Source organism: Neobacillus vireti, assembly GCF_036962345.1.
Classification (GTDB): Bacteria; Bacillota; Bacilli; order Bacillales; family Cytobacillaceae; genus Neobacillus; species Neobacillus vireti_A.
The window spans coordinates 1-15227 of sequence record NZ_JBALNB010000008.1 but is presented as its reverse complement, the minus strand read 5'-3'; the positions used below and the strand labels follow the sequence as shown (position 1 = coordinate 15227).

Below are 15227 nucleotides of genomic sequence, written 5' to 3'. Positions count from 1 at the left end.
AATTTAGATTAACGTAAGTAGTTATAAGGAGCGATTATATTGGAAAGAGTAGTTGGAACTGTTGTAAGAGGTCTTCGTTGCCCAATCATAAATCAAGGGGACAAAATAGAAGAAATCGTTGTAGATAGTGTGTTAAAGGCTTCAGAAGTTGAAAGCTTCACGATTAATGATAAAGATATTGTTACGATAACAGAATCAATCGTTGCTCGTGCACAAGGTAATTATGCGACAATCGATCATATTGCGAAAGATATTCATACAAAATTCGGAGAAGATACGATTGGAGTTATTTTCCCTATTTTAAGTCGTAATCGTTTCGCAAACTGTCTCCGTGGTATTGCAAAAGGAGCTAAAAAAATTGTTTTAATGCTTAGCTATCCAGCTGATGAAGTTGGTAATCACTTAGTGGATATTGACATGCTTGATGAAAAGGGAGTTAATCCTTGGACAGATGTATTAACAGAAAAACAATTCCGTGATTATTTTGGATATAATAAACATACTTTTACTGGTGTTGATTATATTGATTATTATAAATCGTTAGTTGAAGAATACGGTGTTGAATGTGAGGTTATCTTCTCAAACAATCCAAAAACCATTTTGGATTACACAAAAAATGTTCTAACTTGCGATATACATACACGATTTAGAACAAAGAGAATATTAAAAGCAAATGGTGGAGAAAAGATTTACAGCCTTGATAACATCTTATCAGAGTCTGTTGATGGCAGCGGATGTAATGAAGCTTATGGTCTGCTAGGATCAAATAAAGCTACAGAGGATAGTGTTAAACTTTTCCCGCGTAATTGCCAGCCTATAGTTGATAACATACAGCATATGCTTAAAGAAAAGACTGGAAAAAATGTTGAGGTGATGATTTACGGAGATGGAGCGTTCAAGGATCCTGTAGGTAAAATATGGGAACTAGCGGATCCAGTAGTATCACCGGCTTACACATCAGGTCTTGATGGCACACCTAATGAAGTAAAATTAAAATATCTCGCTGATAATAACTTTGCTAATTTAAAGGGTGAGGAACTTAAACAAGCGATTTCTCAATTTATTAATAATAAAGAATCTGACCTTGTAGGATCGATGGAATCACAAGGGACTACACCTAGAAAACTTACCGACCTAATCGGTTCTCTATCAGATTTAACTTCAGGAAGTGGAGATAAGGGTACACCTATTATCTTTATCCAAGGTTATTTTGATAATTATACAAAATAGGATATTCAAAAAAACTAGATGCCTCCATATAGGGCATCTAATTTTTTTGTTAAACTTTTTCCTTTTCATACAGAATGGAGTTCGTTTCGGGGTAAAGGTAAAAAGTATAGTATACTATTTTTACCAATTACTTTGAGGTGAGTTTATGTGGAATTTAACAAAAGAAGTGAAAGTAAAATTTTCAAAATGTCATCTTCTTCCCATTCATGAATCTGATGATGACTGGAAAATGGCTATAGCAGAAGCAAAAGCGGAAGGGGAAGACCTCATTACACGTTTGAAGGAAGAACTTGAGGAAGTCAAAGAGGAATTGTTACACGTCTTACCTGAACGTTTCATTCCGTATTTGGAGAATGGTACATTAAATCAATCGACATTACCAAAAAAAGTGAGAGAAGATTACTTGCAATGGGTCCAGGAATCAGCCAAAGAATTTGAACAAATTTTAGATGCTGCCTATGGACAAACACAACAAGCCGCTGCCTATTTACCAATTGCGGTTCAGGATGTCTTTGAGGAAAGTTTACATGATGCCATCATTGAGAGAATAGAACGTGAAGGGAATACGCTTCATCTTTACATCAATACAGACAGCGGATTTTCAACGAAATCCCATATTCAACTAATTTTTCATGATGTCATAACGGAAAAATCGGATGAACCTTTACAAGTTGGGCAATGGTTAATTTACTATGAGCTGCAGAAAACGGATGAAGGTTTTGCATTCCGTGTGTTGTTTGATTGTCCTGATGCAGAGTGGACAATTACCATGAATGGGATGGATGCCCAATATTATTATCGTCCGAAGGTTTATACAAGGTTGAGAGATGAAGAAAAGCTGGAAGAAACCGTACTTGCAGAATATGTTTCCCTGTTAAATCCCGATAATCGCTATTGGTTGATTACACCTCATTTGAAATGCAGTATTAAAGCATTTACAGATAATCTTATTTTAGATAACGGAAAATTCGAATTGCGACAAAATGAGATGGTGGTTTCTGTTGACAATCAACGTTTTATTTATGATTTAAAAGAGTACAATCCAATTCAGCTCATCTACACCGACGTCTATGAAGATCCGTATGCACATTTTAACGAACCTGTTCCAACCGAACAAATCGAAGCAGCTGCCTGCCTTAGGGAATGATTTGGAATTACAAGTACATGCATGGAATACAATGTATGCAAATCCGAAAGAACTGGCAGCGTTTATAAACAGGGTCTTATTAAAAATGAAGATGACAGAAGAAAATGAAATGATGGTGAGCATTTATGTCAGCCGTTTTAATAAAAGTGAGATTTTGGGAGAAGCGGTCATAGAAAAGTATCGTAATTTATTTTATTAAATGATGCTCAGTCTGAAGATTTTGGTGATACTTCAGTTGAAATCGAGAGGATTTATATAAAGATTATATTTCTGATCCTTTCCATTTGGTGGAATTATTATCGTTAGATACACCGAGGTATTTCCTTCAATTTATTTCCTTCTTTTACAAAACTTGCACCCGTGGATTGTTTAATTAAATTTACGAGGCTTTTGGTTAAAAACACTCTTTGCTTCGTAGAGTGAAAAATTAAACAAAAAACAAAAAGCGAAAGGTGAACAGTGCCTATCACTGTTCACCTTTACTTTCATTAACAAATATAGTGTAACTGTGATTGCTTATGGGCAGAATAAGCCTAATCTCTTATGTAAACCTTCGTAAACTTCTACTGGCATTTCCTTAACTTTGATATCTTCACCTAGGAAAAGCAGCCAATTTGTTATTTCAGCCAATTCTTCGGGAATATTTACATTGATAAAAGTCTTTAGAATGGCTGTGGCTTGGTAAGGATTCGTATAGGAAATTGATAATTTTAAAGGGTGGTATTTTTTAAACTGGGCAATCGCTTTAGGACCAAGCTCAAGGTAAAGATTGATTACTTCTTCCTGCTTACTGAGTTTTTCTATAATTTTTTTCCTACTCCATCTTTTGTTCGTTGGGCAGTTTTTGACGTCGGTGAGATTGTCGACATGAAAGATCTTTTTCTTTTCTTCCTTAAAGTCAAAGCCCTCAATCAGCCACAGGCTTTTTTCTCGATAAAGATGCAAAAGATAAATTGGATAAGACTTTATGAGCTTCTCTTCCTTTACGGTAACCAGTAAATACCGATTCAAAAGAAGGATTTGGATGAGTTTTTCTAACATCGGATGGGGGAGGTCTGACAGATCAAGCAGGTCAGGATTATTCGGGTTAGTCCCTTCAAACAGCAAGATTTGATTTAAAAGAACAAGGTCATCTTGTTGGTTTTCTGATATAAGACCTAGTAACTTTTCAGCTAAAGACTGGCGGCTCTTTAGATAAGGGAGCTGTTGGTTTCTTGTGGCCATAAAGGCAATAAAAAGAGCTTTGACCTCATTATCGGTAAATCTAACATTGGGCAGGACAGAGTTGTGCATGACAAAATACCCCCCATCCCTTCCAACTTCAGCAACAAGAGGCATACCCATAGCTTCAATTTCTCTGATATCTCTAATAGCTGTCGAACGAGAGATGTTAAATTCCTGCATGATTTCAGAAATGGTAAAGTGGGAACGGTTGTTGATATACCGCATGATGATGTTAATCCGTTCAACCTTTTTCATTCAGCTGCGCACCTCCTAAACAGTATCATTTTTTGACACGATTTAAGGTTATTATAAACTCATCAAGTGAAAAGACAAATCATTTGATTCAATTTAAAAAAAGGAAGGTATTGAATATGGCAGATTATACTTTAGAAGAAAAAGATAGCTTTAACGTTTTAGGTTTTGGAACCGAGCTTAAGAGTGATTACACCGACTATACTGGCATAACGAAGGAAAAGGCAGACTTTTGGCAGGCCGTCAAACAAGATGGAACGCTTGACACTTTGAAATCTGTTGCCAAAAACGACTATATTTTTGTCGTGAACGAAGCAGTGAATAACAAGATGATGCATTATGCTGGCGTCATGACAGAGAAATCGTTACCAGAAGCAACAAGAGTGATCCAATTTCCAAAAGGGGAATACATCGTTGTGAAAGGGGAAGCAAAAACGTCTGAAGAGTTAAGTAATATGCTTACTGGCATTGCCTTCGGTCAAGTCTTGCCAGAAGTAAAGGAAGTTGCCTATGTTGGCGGGCCAAATGCGTCGGTTGAGATGGGGCAGCGAGATGGCTTAGTTTTTGGTGAAATGTGGATTCCAGTTGTTAGGAAATAAAGAGAAAAAAGGATTGATGGAAAATGTCCTATATTGTCGATTTTAAAAATGTGTCTGCGGTTGGTCTAGAGTCTTCACCTGTAGCTGAGGCACTTGCTGGTTTACGTGCCAATGAAGCCCGTTATTTTATGAACAAATACAAACATGAATTTACGGTTGTGCCAGCTAGCGAGTCCAGCGAGACCCTTGATTATGTGAATCGAATTTTGAAGAATGAACGGAATATTGAGTTTGCGGCCAAACCTTTAGAAACAGCTCGCTTTCAAGTGGAAAATATCAAATGGACCTACGTTTTTTATGAGGATGGTCTTTCGGTCAACGTCCTGTATACGGTTGATGGCCCTAAGCCGAAGCGGGCTGTTGGTTTTAAGCTTTCTGAGGGAATGGAGGTACCAAAGGAGTTAGAAGGGAAGTTTAAGTTTGCTAGGCAGAAGTCTAAACTTGCTGGTACCATTCGGGGCTCGTTTTTTGTCATAAAAGGCGAATATTAAAGTAAGCAAAGGCTCATGTTCATCTAAGGATTCAAATAACAAACCATCACTTCTCTATCAAATTGAGGAAGTGCTGGTTTGTATTTATGTAAAACCTTATTTACATTTGGTCTGGCTAAACGCCTAATGCGAACAGTGCCTGGCACAGTTCGCTACGGAGATCTTATATTTCCGCAAGTCCCTTGAATAGTTCCACTGCGGTTTCAATGATTTCATCTCGGAAGTCATACTCATAGGTATGAATATGAGGATAATTTTCGCCGTTTCCGATGTAGAACATCGCACCCTTTGTTAACTTCGTATAGTGGCCGAAATCTTCTGAGGCACGATAGGCTTCCTTCATTTCAACCAGCTGAAATCCTTTTTCTTTACTAACCTTACGGATCTTGTCAGAACTTTCTTTGTGGTTGACTGTTTCCGGAAATTCATCATTGAAAGAGAAGTTCACCTTCAGTCCGTACTTTTCCGCTTGTTCACATGCAAGTTCCTCAAGGTTTTTCTGAAGCGTATCCAATTCTGCTTCGTAGAGAGCACGGATGGTTATGAGCAGCTCACCTTTGCTCGCTGCTAAACCAAACGCTTTTTCACCTATGTTTACGTGAACAACCGTACAAAGTACCAAACCTTCATTGCTTTCAGGGGAGGTAAGCTCAGGGATGGCATCAATAATCTTTGCAATCGCAAAGGAAGGATTGACTCCATTCTCAGGCTGGCTGGCATGAGCAGGAGAACCTTCCATGTGGATAGTCATGCCCTTCGATGCACAATGAGCGGTTCCGTCGATGACATTGATAGAATTAAAAGCCATTCCGCTCATATTATGAAAGGCGAAAATTTCTTCAATGTTATGTTCTTTTATAAATGGTGTACATTGGATCGCGCCATCTCCCGTTTCCTCCGCGTGCTGGAAAAGGAAAAAGATATTTTTTTCTCCACCCTTCTGGTCAACTTCGAGTGCAAAGCCAGCTAAGCTTGCCGCATGACCATCATGTCCACATTTGTGGGATACCCCTGGATTCTTAGAGTCATATGGAAGATCGATCACCTCCGGCATGGGAAGTGCATCAAAATCTGCACGAAAAGCAATGTTCTTTTTATCCCCTCCCGCCCGGTAAATCGCATAAAACCAACGGCCTCTATCTATGATTTCCAATCGTGTATGCTTTTTAAGGAAATCTATTAAATGCTGTTTTGTCCAAACCTCTTCATTCGAAAGTTCAGGATGCTGGTGCAATTCATGGCGCAGTTGTTTAGCTAACTCTAAATTCTTTACATCCACTGTATCTTTAACCCCTTCCTGGTGTTCATCTAAATGTATCTACAATCCTAAACTTAAAATTAGATTTCCCTATCGTTTCTATAATAATAGTAAACTAACTATGGACTTTTTTAACCTCTTATTTTTCAAATTCAAAAACTTATTGATTATATAATATAGGATTAATTTTGAAAATACTCATTCTCATTAATAAGGATAACAATATATACATCGCCCAAAGAACAAGGTCTTATAAAAAATAAATAGTCTCTCTCTAAAGATAATGAAAGTAAATAAGAGTTCTTAATTTCCCACTAATTTTGAACAACGATTAAAAACCAATCACATTTGTAACGACAGTAAAAATGCGAACGGTGCCAGGCACTGTCCGCATTTTTTAGCATTTATTAATTTAATGTTTACTAATCATCAGCAAACATTTCTCCCAGATATTCAGAATGGTCGAGATACTGCAGCACAAATTCTTCTAAAGTCATGGGGAAATTTGTATCTTCTACCCAATAGTCATAACTAGTTGCAATTGTTTTTTTTATGAAGTCATTGCCCAGCCACTTTTGTGCTAAGTGATGAGGTAGACTAGCGAGAACATCATTCACTTCCTGGATACTGGTTATGATGAACACCACCTAAAAATGCTTTTATCTACTTATATGCCAGAGCTTTCCATTAAGGCAGCTAACGCTGAAAAAAATTACTTTCTGTTGAATTCAACTATCTGGTCTATGCCGGTGGTTTTTTTAGGAGTGTATCATTCTATTGAAGTATTGGTAGCCTTTTTGATTATATTATTAGCAATATCGTTCCTGCCGTTATAACAATTCCGCCGATAATGGTATGTTTGGCCGCTTTTTCCTTTAAAATAGTAAAACTCAATACCATCGTGAGGACGACACTAAATTTATCAATTGGTGCAACAACGGAAACTTTCCCCATTGCCAATGCTGCAAAGTAACATAACCACGATAAGCCCGTAGCCACACCAGATAAGACTAAAAAGAGATACCCTTTTCTCGAAATCTCTCTCAATTTCATATGGGTGCCTTGGAAAAATACAATCGCCCAAGAAAATAGAAGAATCACAATTGTTCGGAGAAAAGTAGCCACATTGGAATCGACATCTTCCATTCCGACTTTTGCTAATATCGATGTGAAGGCAGCAAATACTGCTGCTAAAATAGCATAGGCAATATATTGTTGGGAACCGAAAAATCGCTTCTTTTCTTCATTTTTTCCAATCAATATAAACGTACCAATGGCTATAATCGCTCCGCCAGCCATTACGAGAGGTTCTGCTGGCTCTTTTAGAAAAAGGATCGAGATAATAATGGTAAGGACCACACTTGATTTATCGATCGGTACCACTTTGGAGACATCCCCAATTGCAAGGGCTTTAAAGAAAAATAACCATGAAAAGCCTGTTGCAAACCCAGATAACAGAATAAACCATAAAGCGGTAGTTGAAATCTGAGAAATCGTCTCCAGCTTGCCAGTGATCATGACCATGATAAAAGCCATGATTAATACTACAATGGACCGAACGGCGGTTGCCAGGTTGGAATTTACATTTTCAATCCCGACTTTTGCCAAAATCGCTGTGAAGGAAGCAAATAAAGCTGCCAATAATGCCAAAATAATACTCATCCTGCACCTGCTTTGAACTATAAATATTTGAGTTTTATACGCACCATTTATTGTATCAAAAACTCCTTTTAAAATTCACTTTGTTTACTTCATCTATTCGTTCCGTTTTTTCGATTACAGTAATCCGCCAAATCTGAATAAAAGTTGGTGTAAAGGGTATTATACCTCTGTATACATGAATGAGGTGATAGCATTGTCTAATAAGGTGAATCAAGAAGACATAGAAACATTAAGAGAGTTAATCAAAGATATAGACACGGCCATGCTGACTACGGTATCGGAAGAAGGGCTTGTATCTCGTCCTATGAAAACACAAGAAGTAGAGTTTGATGGTGACTTATGGTTTTTCACTAAAAAAGAGACGAATAAATATGAAGAAATTTTACATGATCAAGAAATTAATGTCGCTTATGCAGGTAAATCCTATGTTTCCGTCCGTGGAAGAGCGGAAATCGTTGAGGATTTAGACAAGAAAAAGGAATTGTGGAGCAAAGCATATGAGAAGATTATGCAAACTTCTTATGATGATCCTGATGTTGTCTTGATAAAGGTTAGAGCAGAAGCAGCTGAATATTGGGAAACCGGTAATTTTACAAAGAAAGTTGCCTTTCTTTATAACCGTATGACAGGGCAAAGTTCTAAAAGCTCAGATGTTAATGAAACGGTTGAATTGAATAAATAACACACTAAATGGGTTGTCTGGTTATAGGACAATCCATTTTGCTATTTGGCGTCCCGAACTGTCGGAAACAACAGATATTGTCCCTTGACAATTGGGGCTTTACATCCATAAAAAACGAGTGACAAATCAGCATACAATTTGGCACTCATTTTTAGTATTTGTGATAGGTAACGATACCTTTCGAATTCTATTTACCTCTGATGGTTTAAAAAGAATTTATGAACCATTGTTTGAAACCCATCATTTATTACAGCTGTTGATCTGCCATTTTGGATTTCATCCCTATAATGGCTCATCTGTTTGATAAAGTCACGATTGCCTGAAATATATACATTTTGAACGTTTGGGTCTGCTTCTCTTATATGCTGGGCGATTTGATCTTCAACAAATGAGCTCATTTCACCATGAAAGTCATCATCCATCTCCACCGCTGCATACGCATTTCGATTCGAAACAATAATAGTGGCTTCTTTTACCTCAGGCAGGTTCTCGACTTTTTCCTGAGCTCCATTCTCTACGTGTAATCCCTCATGAGTGTTATTGGCGGTATTTGTAGAAGTGTTCGTAAGTGTAAGGTTGGGATTTCCTAAGCTATTTCCTATATTTAATCCACCTGAATTTCGGTTGTTTATCTCTCCATGCTGATCATTTTCTCTGCCCTCGTCTTTCATATTGCACCCGGTCACTAAAATAACAATCAATAAGCAGAACAATATTTGTTTAATAGCTTTCATCTATTTTCCTCCTAAAATGAGTTCACACTTACAATTACCTTTATCCCACTTTTTTATGTAGAGATGAGAAGAATTTTAATTGATTTTAGGACTAGGAAAAACGTGGTCACAACTTGGGCATAACTAAAACAAAAATATCCTGTTTTAATAAAAAAAGTGGTATAGTATAGGAAAGTATTTTTACTATTTCAAAAATATAATTTTTATATATTTTGATATGTGTCAGTTTGGAACGATTCATTGTTTTAAAACTGAACCTATTTATAAGAATGAGGTGCTATTATGAATCAGGAAATTTCGTTTGTTCAAAGAGAGGTTTTAAAAGAAAAGCCTGCAGCAGATTCATTAGGCTTTGGTAAGTATTTTACGGATTACATGTTTGTGATGGATTATAACAGAGAAAACGGCTGGAATAATCCAAGAATTACCCCATACGAGCCCTTAACACTCGAACCTTCATCGATGGTTTTTCATTATGGACAGGCTATTTTTGAAGGAATGAAGGCTTATAGGACCGCAGATGGAACGGCTCAGCTCTTCCGTCCAGAGAAAAACATGCAGCGTTTAAATGATACCTGTGACAGAATGTGTATTCCTCAAATTGATGAGGACTTTGTATTACATGCGATCAAACAATTAATTTTCACAGAAAAGGATTGGATTCCTCAAGGTGAAGGTACATCACTTTATATTCGCCCGTTTATTATTGCAACGGAAGCCTATCTCGGTGTACGTCCTGCTGCAGAATATAAATTGCTCATCATCCTCTCCCCTTCAGGAGCTTATTATGGCAGCCAATTAAATCCTGTTAAAATCTATGTAGAAGAGCAGTATGTCCGGGCAGTCATTGGCGGAGTGGGCCATGTGAAGAACGCAGGCAATTATGCTGCTAGTCTGAAAGCACAAGAAAAGGCTGATAGACTTGGTTATGCACAAATTCTATGGCTGGATGCGAAAGAGAATAAATACGTTGAAGAAGTTGGCAGTATGAATATCTTCTTCAAGATTAAGGGCGAAGTCGTTACACCAAAATTAACTGGAAGCATTCTGCCAGGTGTTACCCGTGACTCGGTTATTCAATTATTAAAGCATTGGAATATCACTGTTCGTGAAGAAAGAATCTCGATTGAAGAGGTATTTGATGCACATGAACGCGGCGAACTAGAGGAAGTCTTCGGAGCGGGAACCGCTGCTGTTATTTCACCTGTTGGCGAATTAACATGGAAAGACAAAACAATCGTGATTAACGATAATCAAATTGGACACCTCTCTCAGGATATTTATGATGAGATGACCGGAATCCAGCTTGGTAGAAAAGAAGATCCATTTAACTGGACAGTGAAGGTTGCACAGGTTGAGGTTTAATAACCATTAGGCTGCTGCTGCAGCCAATCCTCTTAAATTCAAGCTGTCTATAAATTGAATTCCACAAAAAAGATATCAATTTAAGTCACTCTAAAATGTTATTTAGGAGAATTCGTGATTTTGTGATACACTTTGTTTACCATTTGATTTACTGTTTACATTTGCCCTACTCATTCGTGAGTAGGGTTCCTTGCTTGCTTTTAAGATAAATAAAAAACAGACTCTATAAAGAGCCTGCTCGAGTTTGACTTTATAATTAAGCTTTACGCACGTTAGCTGCTTGAGCTCCACGTTGGCCTTGCTCAACGTCAAAAGTAACTGCTTGACCTTCGTCTAAAGATTTGAAACCTTCGCCTTGGATAGCTGAGAAATGAACGAATACGTCTTCTCCACCGTCACGCTCGATAAATCCGAAACCTTTTTCTGCGTTAAACCATTTTACTTTACCTTGTTCCATTTTGTTTCCTCCTGCTGTGTGCTTTGCACACAATGTATTACTATCCTTGCACTCAGTGATCATCAAGACGAAAAGTTAATCTTAGACTATCTTTTACACCGAACAAAAATAATTCTTCTAAAGCATAACATCTTTCAAAGGTATTTGCAAGAAGACTTAACATAATCATTTTTGCCACCTGAATTTACATATCTGATTTTCGATTCTTATGCATGTAAAGGGCACCCGTTAGTTACCCTTTTTTATAATGAGTGCCTATGTAAATAGATGAGATCGTTATTTTGTCGACCATATAGCTTTAAAGCTATTTAATGAACGTAAAAAATAAAATAAGGCAGATCATTCTGCCTTTCTTTCTTCACTTTCTATACAACTCATTTCATTTCGTAACGCATTCCATTGATTTTTAATTTTTATCATTTTCCTCTTTATCACTATTTATATTGGTTATACTGCTTTTTCCTTGACTTTTATACTTCTTACCATTTTGTAGGTATTTTTTATAGGTTTGATTTTTGCTTGCATTGGTATTATTTTTCTTGCCACCACAACCACATCCCATAAAGTTCACCTCCTTCATATTAATTTAAAACTACTAGAGGTTCCAAAATCCTTCCCATCTTCGTTTTATTGAATAGTAGAAAGGAGAACCAATTCCCATTAAAACAGACTGAACATAGCCACTTGTGTTGGTCGGGTATAAGATTAGAGGTATTCGAATATTTTTTGTCTGACCGATAGAGGATACAAAAAGGGTTGTACAATTGTTGGAAAAAATACACCAGACAAAAGTGAGATTCTCTTCACATTATATTAAATGCAAAAGGACGATTTCTTGATTGGGACAAATTATATAGCAATCCAATTATTTTTTAATTCCCTTAAAACCTCTCCTAGTCACTAAGTACTTCTCCGCCAATAACTTGTATAGGACTCGCCTCATGCGGTGAATAGTTTTCCAGAATTTGTTGGCTTGCAACAAAAAAATATTTTGTAAAATTCTACTCTGTGGCTCGGGGGCAAACACCTTCACATAAGGATAAACGCTGGAAATGGTAGCAAACATTTTTTGCATTATCTCATCATCCCTGACCCTTCCAATATAATTGACAAATAGGATTCCATCATTGGTCAATTTTTGACTCGTTAGAAAGAAAAATTCTTGGGTGGTTAGGTGAAATGGGATACTATTTCCATTGTAGGCATCTTAGAAAATGATATCCTGAGATTTGTCCACCTGTTTTTTCAAAAGCTCACGTCCGTCTCCAATATCGATTTTATTGCCCAAATAACCAAAATACTTTTTGGATATTTCGACAACTAAGGGATCGATCTCTGCAGTTACCAAATTTCTACTTGAATAATATGAGCTTATTACACCAATTCCATGTCCGATTATGAAACCTTCTTTGAAATCAGGTACGTAGTGATCAATAAGATCCACTACAGTACGAGAGTACGACAGTACCAAACGGGATGGATTCTCCAAATCCATCACTCCCTGAACAATATCGTCAGTAAATTTAAGTAAGCGAAATCTGCCGTGCATCCCGCCAAACCTGCTTCTATCTAGAACCGTAATGTTTTGGAAAGGGCTTGATCCCTTATAAACTATTTGATTCATCGATGACACTCCTTGATTGATTGAATATGTACTATATAGAGTATTCATAGGGTTTATTATTTGTATAAACAAGTAACATGAGAGAACGTGTTGTTCAAAAAAAACCTAAGGTGTTGCCTACTGTCTTTTAGATTCTAACGGATATCGGTAATTTTTGAATTGTGGTCCCATAAAAAAGGTTTAAAGAATTATTTTAATAAAATAATGAAAACATCTATAACAAGTGGACAAGCTTTTACATACAAATATATTAACTTCATAAAGAGAGGAGTTGATTATATGGGACAACCTCAACAATGTGAAAGTTGCTGTGAAAATACGGACATTCTTTGTGTGAGTATTCCTGGAGGAATTCATATTGTCTTGTTAGGAATTCACATCGACCTTGAAGCTGTTTGCCTTCGAATTTCCAATCCTGGTACTGGCACTCTAACAGCCGCACAACAAGCTAATGTCGAGCAAGTTGCAGGTGCAGTTGGTAACTTGTTAGGAAACCTTTTACCACGTGCCTAATTAATTAAGTAGAGAAGGAAGAAGGAAGGGGGTCTCCCTTCCTTCTTTTTTATGTACACTCAGTTAAACACTGTCAATAGGCTAAAGATTCGAACAGGGGCAGTGTAGCCAACCGTAGCAAAAGCAAGGGTAGCTATCTAATATGGAATCTTTAAGGAAGCCTGAGGCAATGCTTGAGCAGAAATGCAAAACTAATTTGAGGCTAATCCAATCGAAATATCCTTAAGGATGTACCCTGCCTAGCCAATACTAGAACAGAGCCTTCACTGTCATCACCTCACTATATAAAGTCCTAGGAAATACCGATTATCCCTAGGACTTCGAAGTCTACTTTTAGGTTTAGAGAATCACCGAATACATAATCGCACGGACGTTGGTATAGGAAAACGGGGGTTTAATCACCCCTTACTATCTAATTATGAGAAGGGAATTCCTCCGTCTTAGAACTTTCCATGAAGCATAACTAATTCAACAAATTGTTTAAACATCTTTTCAATAAATGGAGTACTTCATCAGCAGGCAGTTCATTGGTGGATATTTTAAGACGACGAAAGTCTACTTCAATCGTGATTCCGTTAAAAACTATGGTAATGGGTGAGTAAGTAGAGAGGGAAAAGATCTCCTTAGTTTCATTTATGATTAAATTCTCAGTGACGGGCGCATCCTGATCCAAGAAGTCTGAAGGAGTATCAGTGGGTAAATTAGGATCAGTTTTGGGTATTTCTTCACATTCAAATGTTCTCTCTACAACCGAGTCTTTCTCAGCCTGAGATGGGTTGTAAACTAGAATTGGCGACTTTGCGTGGACGAGCATCTGATGACTTATACTGGTAGTCATCTGTATCTGTAAAGGCACATTCGACAATTCCATTTCCCCTTCCTCTTGTTTTCCCACATGGTGTTTTGGCATTTTTATGATTTTCGGACCGTTCTCTCTTGTTTTGGGAGGAATGGTCGGTCTTCGGTGTTTATGTTTTTTAGGTTCTCTAATTTTTTCACTTACGGGTTTTTCCTTATGCCGCTTCTTTTTTTCTTTCATTGTAATTTGTAATCCTCCCTCGATTCTTTCCTATCTTTTCTTGTCCAATTTTTTTGCAGAATAACTTATGAGAAATTATAAACTTCCCCCGAGTGTCGAACGGCAATCATATCAGGCAATCTAAGTACAGAAATAGGATGGATGAATTTTTTCTTTATTCTTTTCAAGATGACTTCCTGTACTCTATCTTTTTTTATTCATTATTCATTTTTAATACAAATTCGTGGTTCACCCCACATTCCGTAAGTTTGAGAATTATAAATATTATTAAGATATAGGACCTTATTATATAAATATGTAGATGTGATCGCTCGGAATTGGACGGCTGTCCAGTGAAACCACCCAATTATAGATAACATTTTCTTATAAGAATAGGTTCTACTGTTGATTCCCGTAGTGGAAAGGCGTTTGTTTTCACAAAGCAAACTCAAACAATAATGCCCATAAAAGCATACGTAGGCATCCTAATTAACTACCTATTATTGGACTAAAAATAGCAACATATTTACTTATTGTTTGGGATATGGCGTTTGCTTTAGGATAGGCACTTTTCTTAATCACACCTAATGGATAAATAATAGGGGCGTGAGTATTTTCCTCTGCGGTTGCTACCTCCGACTACAATTCCACGAAAGCTAACAGACAAGCAACGTGTAATTGCTGGGCCATATCCACACCTACAATTAGATGTGTGTCGGAAATTCTTTCTATTAGTTGATTTTGTTTATTTTGCATTTATAAATTCATGGTAGGGCTTCCTCCTTAAGAATTTGAGTTAGATTGGACTCTATACTCGTATCTTACTAAGGGGCTCTATTTTTTTAAAACCTGATATTTAACAATCTACAGGAATGCTAACCTGCCCTTTAGTACAATAACTTCAATGAAAAGAGCGATAAACCTTCTTGGACTATCGAGCAGATTTAACAAAAAAAACATACTAAGATTAG

General features: G+C 37.0%; 17 protein-coding genes and 1 pseudogene. 8 read left to right on the top strand and 10 right to left on the bottom strand.

What is annotated here, in order from left to right; all coding sequences use genetic code 11:
* The first annotated feature begins 39 nt into the window (after positions 1 to 39).
* The 3 genes from V7108_RS10220 (at position 40) to V7108_RS10210 (ending at position 2576) form a co-directional block, all read left to right on the top strand.
* Complete coding sequence (locus V7108_RS10220) at positions 40 to 1230, top strand: coenzyme F420-0:L-glutamate ligase (protein WP_335568152.1); 1191 nt, start codon at positions 40 to 42, stop codon at positions 1228 to 1230.
* 145 nt (positions 1231 to 1375) lie between these two features.
* Complete coding sequence (locus V7108_RS10215; protein WP_335568151.1) at positions 1376 to 2377, top strand: DUF4085 family protein; 1002 nt, start codon at positions 1376 to 1378, stop codon at positions 2375 to 2377.
* 1 nt (position 2378) lies between these two features.
* A complete protein-coding gene (locus tag V7108_RS10210) occupies positions 2379 to 2576 on the top strand; it encodes a hypothetical protein (RefSeq protein WP_335568150.1) in 198 nt (65 codons plus the stop codon).
* Between the two features lie 317 nt (positions 2577 to 2893).
* Here V7108_RS10210 and V7108_RS10205 read toward each other — a convergent pair whose 3' ends face one another.
* On the bottom strand, positions 2894 to 3856 hold the full coding sequence (locus V7108_RS10205; protein WP_335568149.1) for a helix-turn-helix transcriptional regulator: 963 nt from the start codon (positions 3854 to 3856) through the stop codon (positions 2894 to 2896).
* A 116-nt stretch (positions 3857 to 3972) separates the two neighbouring features.
* On the opposite strand from V7108_RS10205, the gene V7108_RS10200 reads away from it, so the two are divergent.
* Positions 3973 to 4452 (top strand): GyrI-like domain-containing protein, encoded by a 480-nt coding sequence (locus tag V7108_RS10200; RefSeq protein ID WP_335568148.1) that lies wholly within the window; start codon positions 3973 to 3975, stop codon positions 4450 to 4452.
* Between the two features lie 23 nt (positions 4453 to 4475).
* Positions 4476 to 4943 carry a phage tail protein gene (locus tag V7108_RS10195; protein WP_335568147.1) on the top strand — a complete coding sequence of 156 codons (468 nt, stop codon included), beginning with the start codon at positions 4476 to 4478 and terminating at the stop codon, positions 4941 to 4943.
* Positions 4944 to 5106: 163 nt separating this feature from the next.
* On the opposite strand, the gene V7108_RS10190 is transcribed toward V7108_RS10195, so the two are convergent.
* The 3 genes from V7108_RS10190 to V7108_RS10180 form a co-directional block, all read right to left on the bottom strand.
* Entirely contained in the window at positions 5107 to 6222 is a 1116-nt protein-coding gene (locus V7108_RS10190) for a M20 metallopeptidase family protein (RefSeq protein ID WP_335568146.1), read from the bottom strand.
* A gap of 401 nt (positions 6223 to 6623) precedes the next feature.
* Positions 6624 to 6848, bottom strand: coding sequence for a hypothetical protein (locus V7108_RS10185; RefSeq protein WP_335512807.1), 225 nt, complete (start codon positions 6846 to 6848; stop codon positions 6624 to 6626).
* Positions 6849 to 7002: 154 nt separating this feature from the next.
* Positions 7003 to 7863, bottom strand: coding sequence for an EamA family transporter (locus V7108_RS10180; RefSeq protein ID WP_335512809.1), 861 nt, complete (start codon positions 7861 to 7863; stop codon positions 7003 to 7005).
* 175 nt (positions 7864 to 8038) lie between these two features.
* Here V7108_RS10180 and V7108_RS10175 point away from each other — a divergent pair, with 175 nt between their 5' ends.
* Positions 8039 to 8545, top strand: coding sequence for a pyridoxamine 5'-phosphate oxidase family protein (locus V7108_RS10175; protein WP_420489184.1), 507 nt, complete (start codon positions 8039 to 8041; stop codon positions 8543 to 8545).
* Positions 8546 to 8736: 191 nt separating this feature from the next.
* Here the strand turns inward: V7108_RS10175 and V7108_RS10170 are convergent, their stop codons facing one another.
* Positions 8737 to 9279, bottom strand: coding sequence for a YhcN/YlaJ family sporulation lipoprotein (locus V7108_RS10170; RefSeq protein WP_335512812.1), 543 nt, complete (start codon positions 9277 to 9279; stop codon positions 8737 to 8739).
* Between the two features lie 282 nt (positions 9280 to 9561).
* Here V7108_RS10170 and V7108_RS10165 point away from each other — a divergent pair, with 282 nt between their 5' ends.
* On the top strand, positions 9562 to 10644 hold the full coding sequence (locus V7108_RS10165; protein ID WP_335512814.1) for a branched-chain amino acid aminotransferase: 1083 nt from the start codon (positions 9562 to 9564) through the stop codon (positions 10642 to 10644).
* A gap of 256 nt (positions 10645 to 10900) precedes the next feature.
* On the opposite strand, the gene V7108_RS10160 is transcribed toward V7108_RS10165, so the two are convergent.
* From V7108_RS10160 to V7108_RS10150, 4 genes and pseudogenes are all read right to left on the bottom strand, one after another.
* Positions 10901 to 11101 carry a cold-shock protein gene (locus V7108_RS10160; protein ID WP_251572413.1) on the bottom strand — a complete coding sequence of 67 codons (201 nt, stop codon included), beginning with the start codon at positions 11099 to 11101 and terminating at the stop codon, positions 10901 to 10903.
* 406 nt (positions 11102 to 11507) lie between these two features.
* Complete coding sequence (locus tag V7108_RS10155) at positions 11508 to 11663, bottom strand: hypothetical protein (RefSeq protein WP_335512817.1); 156 nt, start codon at positions 11661 to 11663, stop codon at positions 11508 to 11510.
* Between the two features lie 303 nt (positions 11664 to 11966).
* Positions 11967 to 12296 (bottom strand): annotated as a pseudogene (locus tag V7108_RS26905) (fused MFS/spermidine synthase); the annotation flags it as partial.
* Between the two features lie 12 nt (positions 12297 to 12308).
* Positions 12309 to 12725, bottom strand: a complete 417-nt coding sequence (locus V7108_RS10150) for a hypothetical protein (RefSeq protein ID WP_335568144.1) — start codon at positions 12723 to 12725, stop codon at positions 12309 to 12311.
* Positions 12726 to 13004: 279 nt separating this feature from the next.
* Here V7108_RS10150 and V7108_RS10145 point away from each other — a divergent pair, with 279 nt between their 5' ends.
* Positions 13005 to 13238 (top strand): hypothetical protein, encoded by a 234-nt coding sequence (locus V7108_RS10145; protein ID WP_335512821.1) that lies wholly within the window; start codon positions 13005 to 13007, stop codon positions 13236 to 13238.
* 463 nt (positions 13239 to 13701) lie between these two features.
* Here the strand turns inward: V7108_RS10145 and V7108_RS10140 are convergent, their stop codons facing one another.
* Entirely contained in the window at positions 13702 to 14277 is a 576-nt protein-coding gene (locus V7108_RS10140; RefSeq protein WP_335512823.1) for a hypothetical protein, read from the bottom strand.
* Positions 14278 to 15227 lie beyond the last annotated feature (950 nt).

Coding starts and splice junctions, on each gene's coding strand:
- V7108_RS10215 (WP_335568151.1), top strand. CDS start 1,376: ATGTGGAATTTAACAAAAGAAGTGAAAGTAAAATTTTCAAAATGTCAT.
- V7108_RS10205 (WP_335568149.1), bottom strand. CDS start 3,856: ATGAAAAAGGTTGAACGGATTAACATCATCATGCGGTATATCAACAAC.
- V7108_RS10200 (WP_335568148.1), top strand. CDS start 3,973: ATGGCAGATTATACTTTAGAAGAAAAAGATAGCTTTAACGTTTTAGGT.
- V7108_RS10195 (WP_335568147.1), top strand. CDS start 4,476: ATGTCCTATATTGTCGATTTTAAAAATGTGTCTGCGGTTGGTCTAGAG.
- V7108_RS10180 (WP_335512809.1), bottom strand. CDS start 7,863: ATGAGTATTATTTTGGCATTATTGGCAGCTTTATTTGCTTCCTTCACA.
- V7108_RS10175 (WP_420489184.1), top strand. CDS start 8,039: ATGAATGAGGTGATAGCATTGTCTAATAAGGTGAATCAAGAAGACATA.
- V7108_RS10170 (WP_335512812.1), bottom strand. CDS start 9,279: ATGAAAGCTATTAAACAAATATTGTTCTGCTTATTGATTGTTATTTTA.
- V7108_RS10165 (WP_335512814.1), top strand. CDS start 9,562: ATGAATCAGGAAATTTCGTTTGTTCAAAGAGAGGTTTTAAAAGAAAAG.
- V7108_RS10160 (WP_251572413.1), bottom strand. CDS start 11,101: ATGGAACAAGGTAAAGTAAAATGGTTTAACGCAGAAAAAGGTTTCGGA.
- V7108_RS10155 (WP_335512817.1), bottom strand. CDS start 11,663: ATGGGATGTGGTTGTGGTGGCAAGAAAAATAATACCAATGCAAGCAAA.
- V7108_RS10150 (WP_335568144.1), bottom strand. CDS start 12,725: ATGAATCAAATAGTTTATAAGGGATCAAGCCCTTTCCAAAACATTACG.
- V7108_RS10145 (WP_335512821.1), top strand. CDS start 13,005: ATGGGACAACCTCAACAATGTGAAAGTTGCTGTGAAAATACGGACATT.
- V7108_RS10140 (WP_335512823.1), bottom strand. CDS start 14,277: ATGAAAGAAAAAAAGAAGCGGCATAAGGAAAAACCCGTAAGTGAAAAA.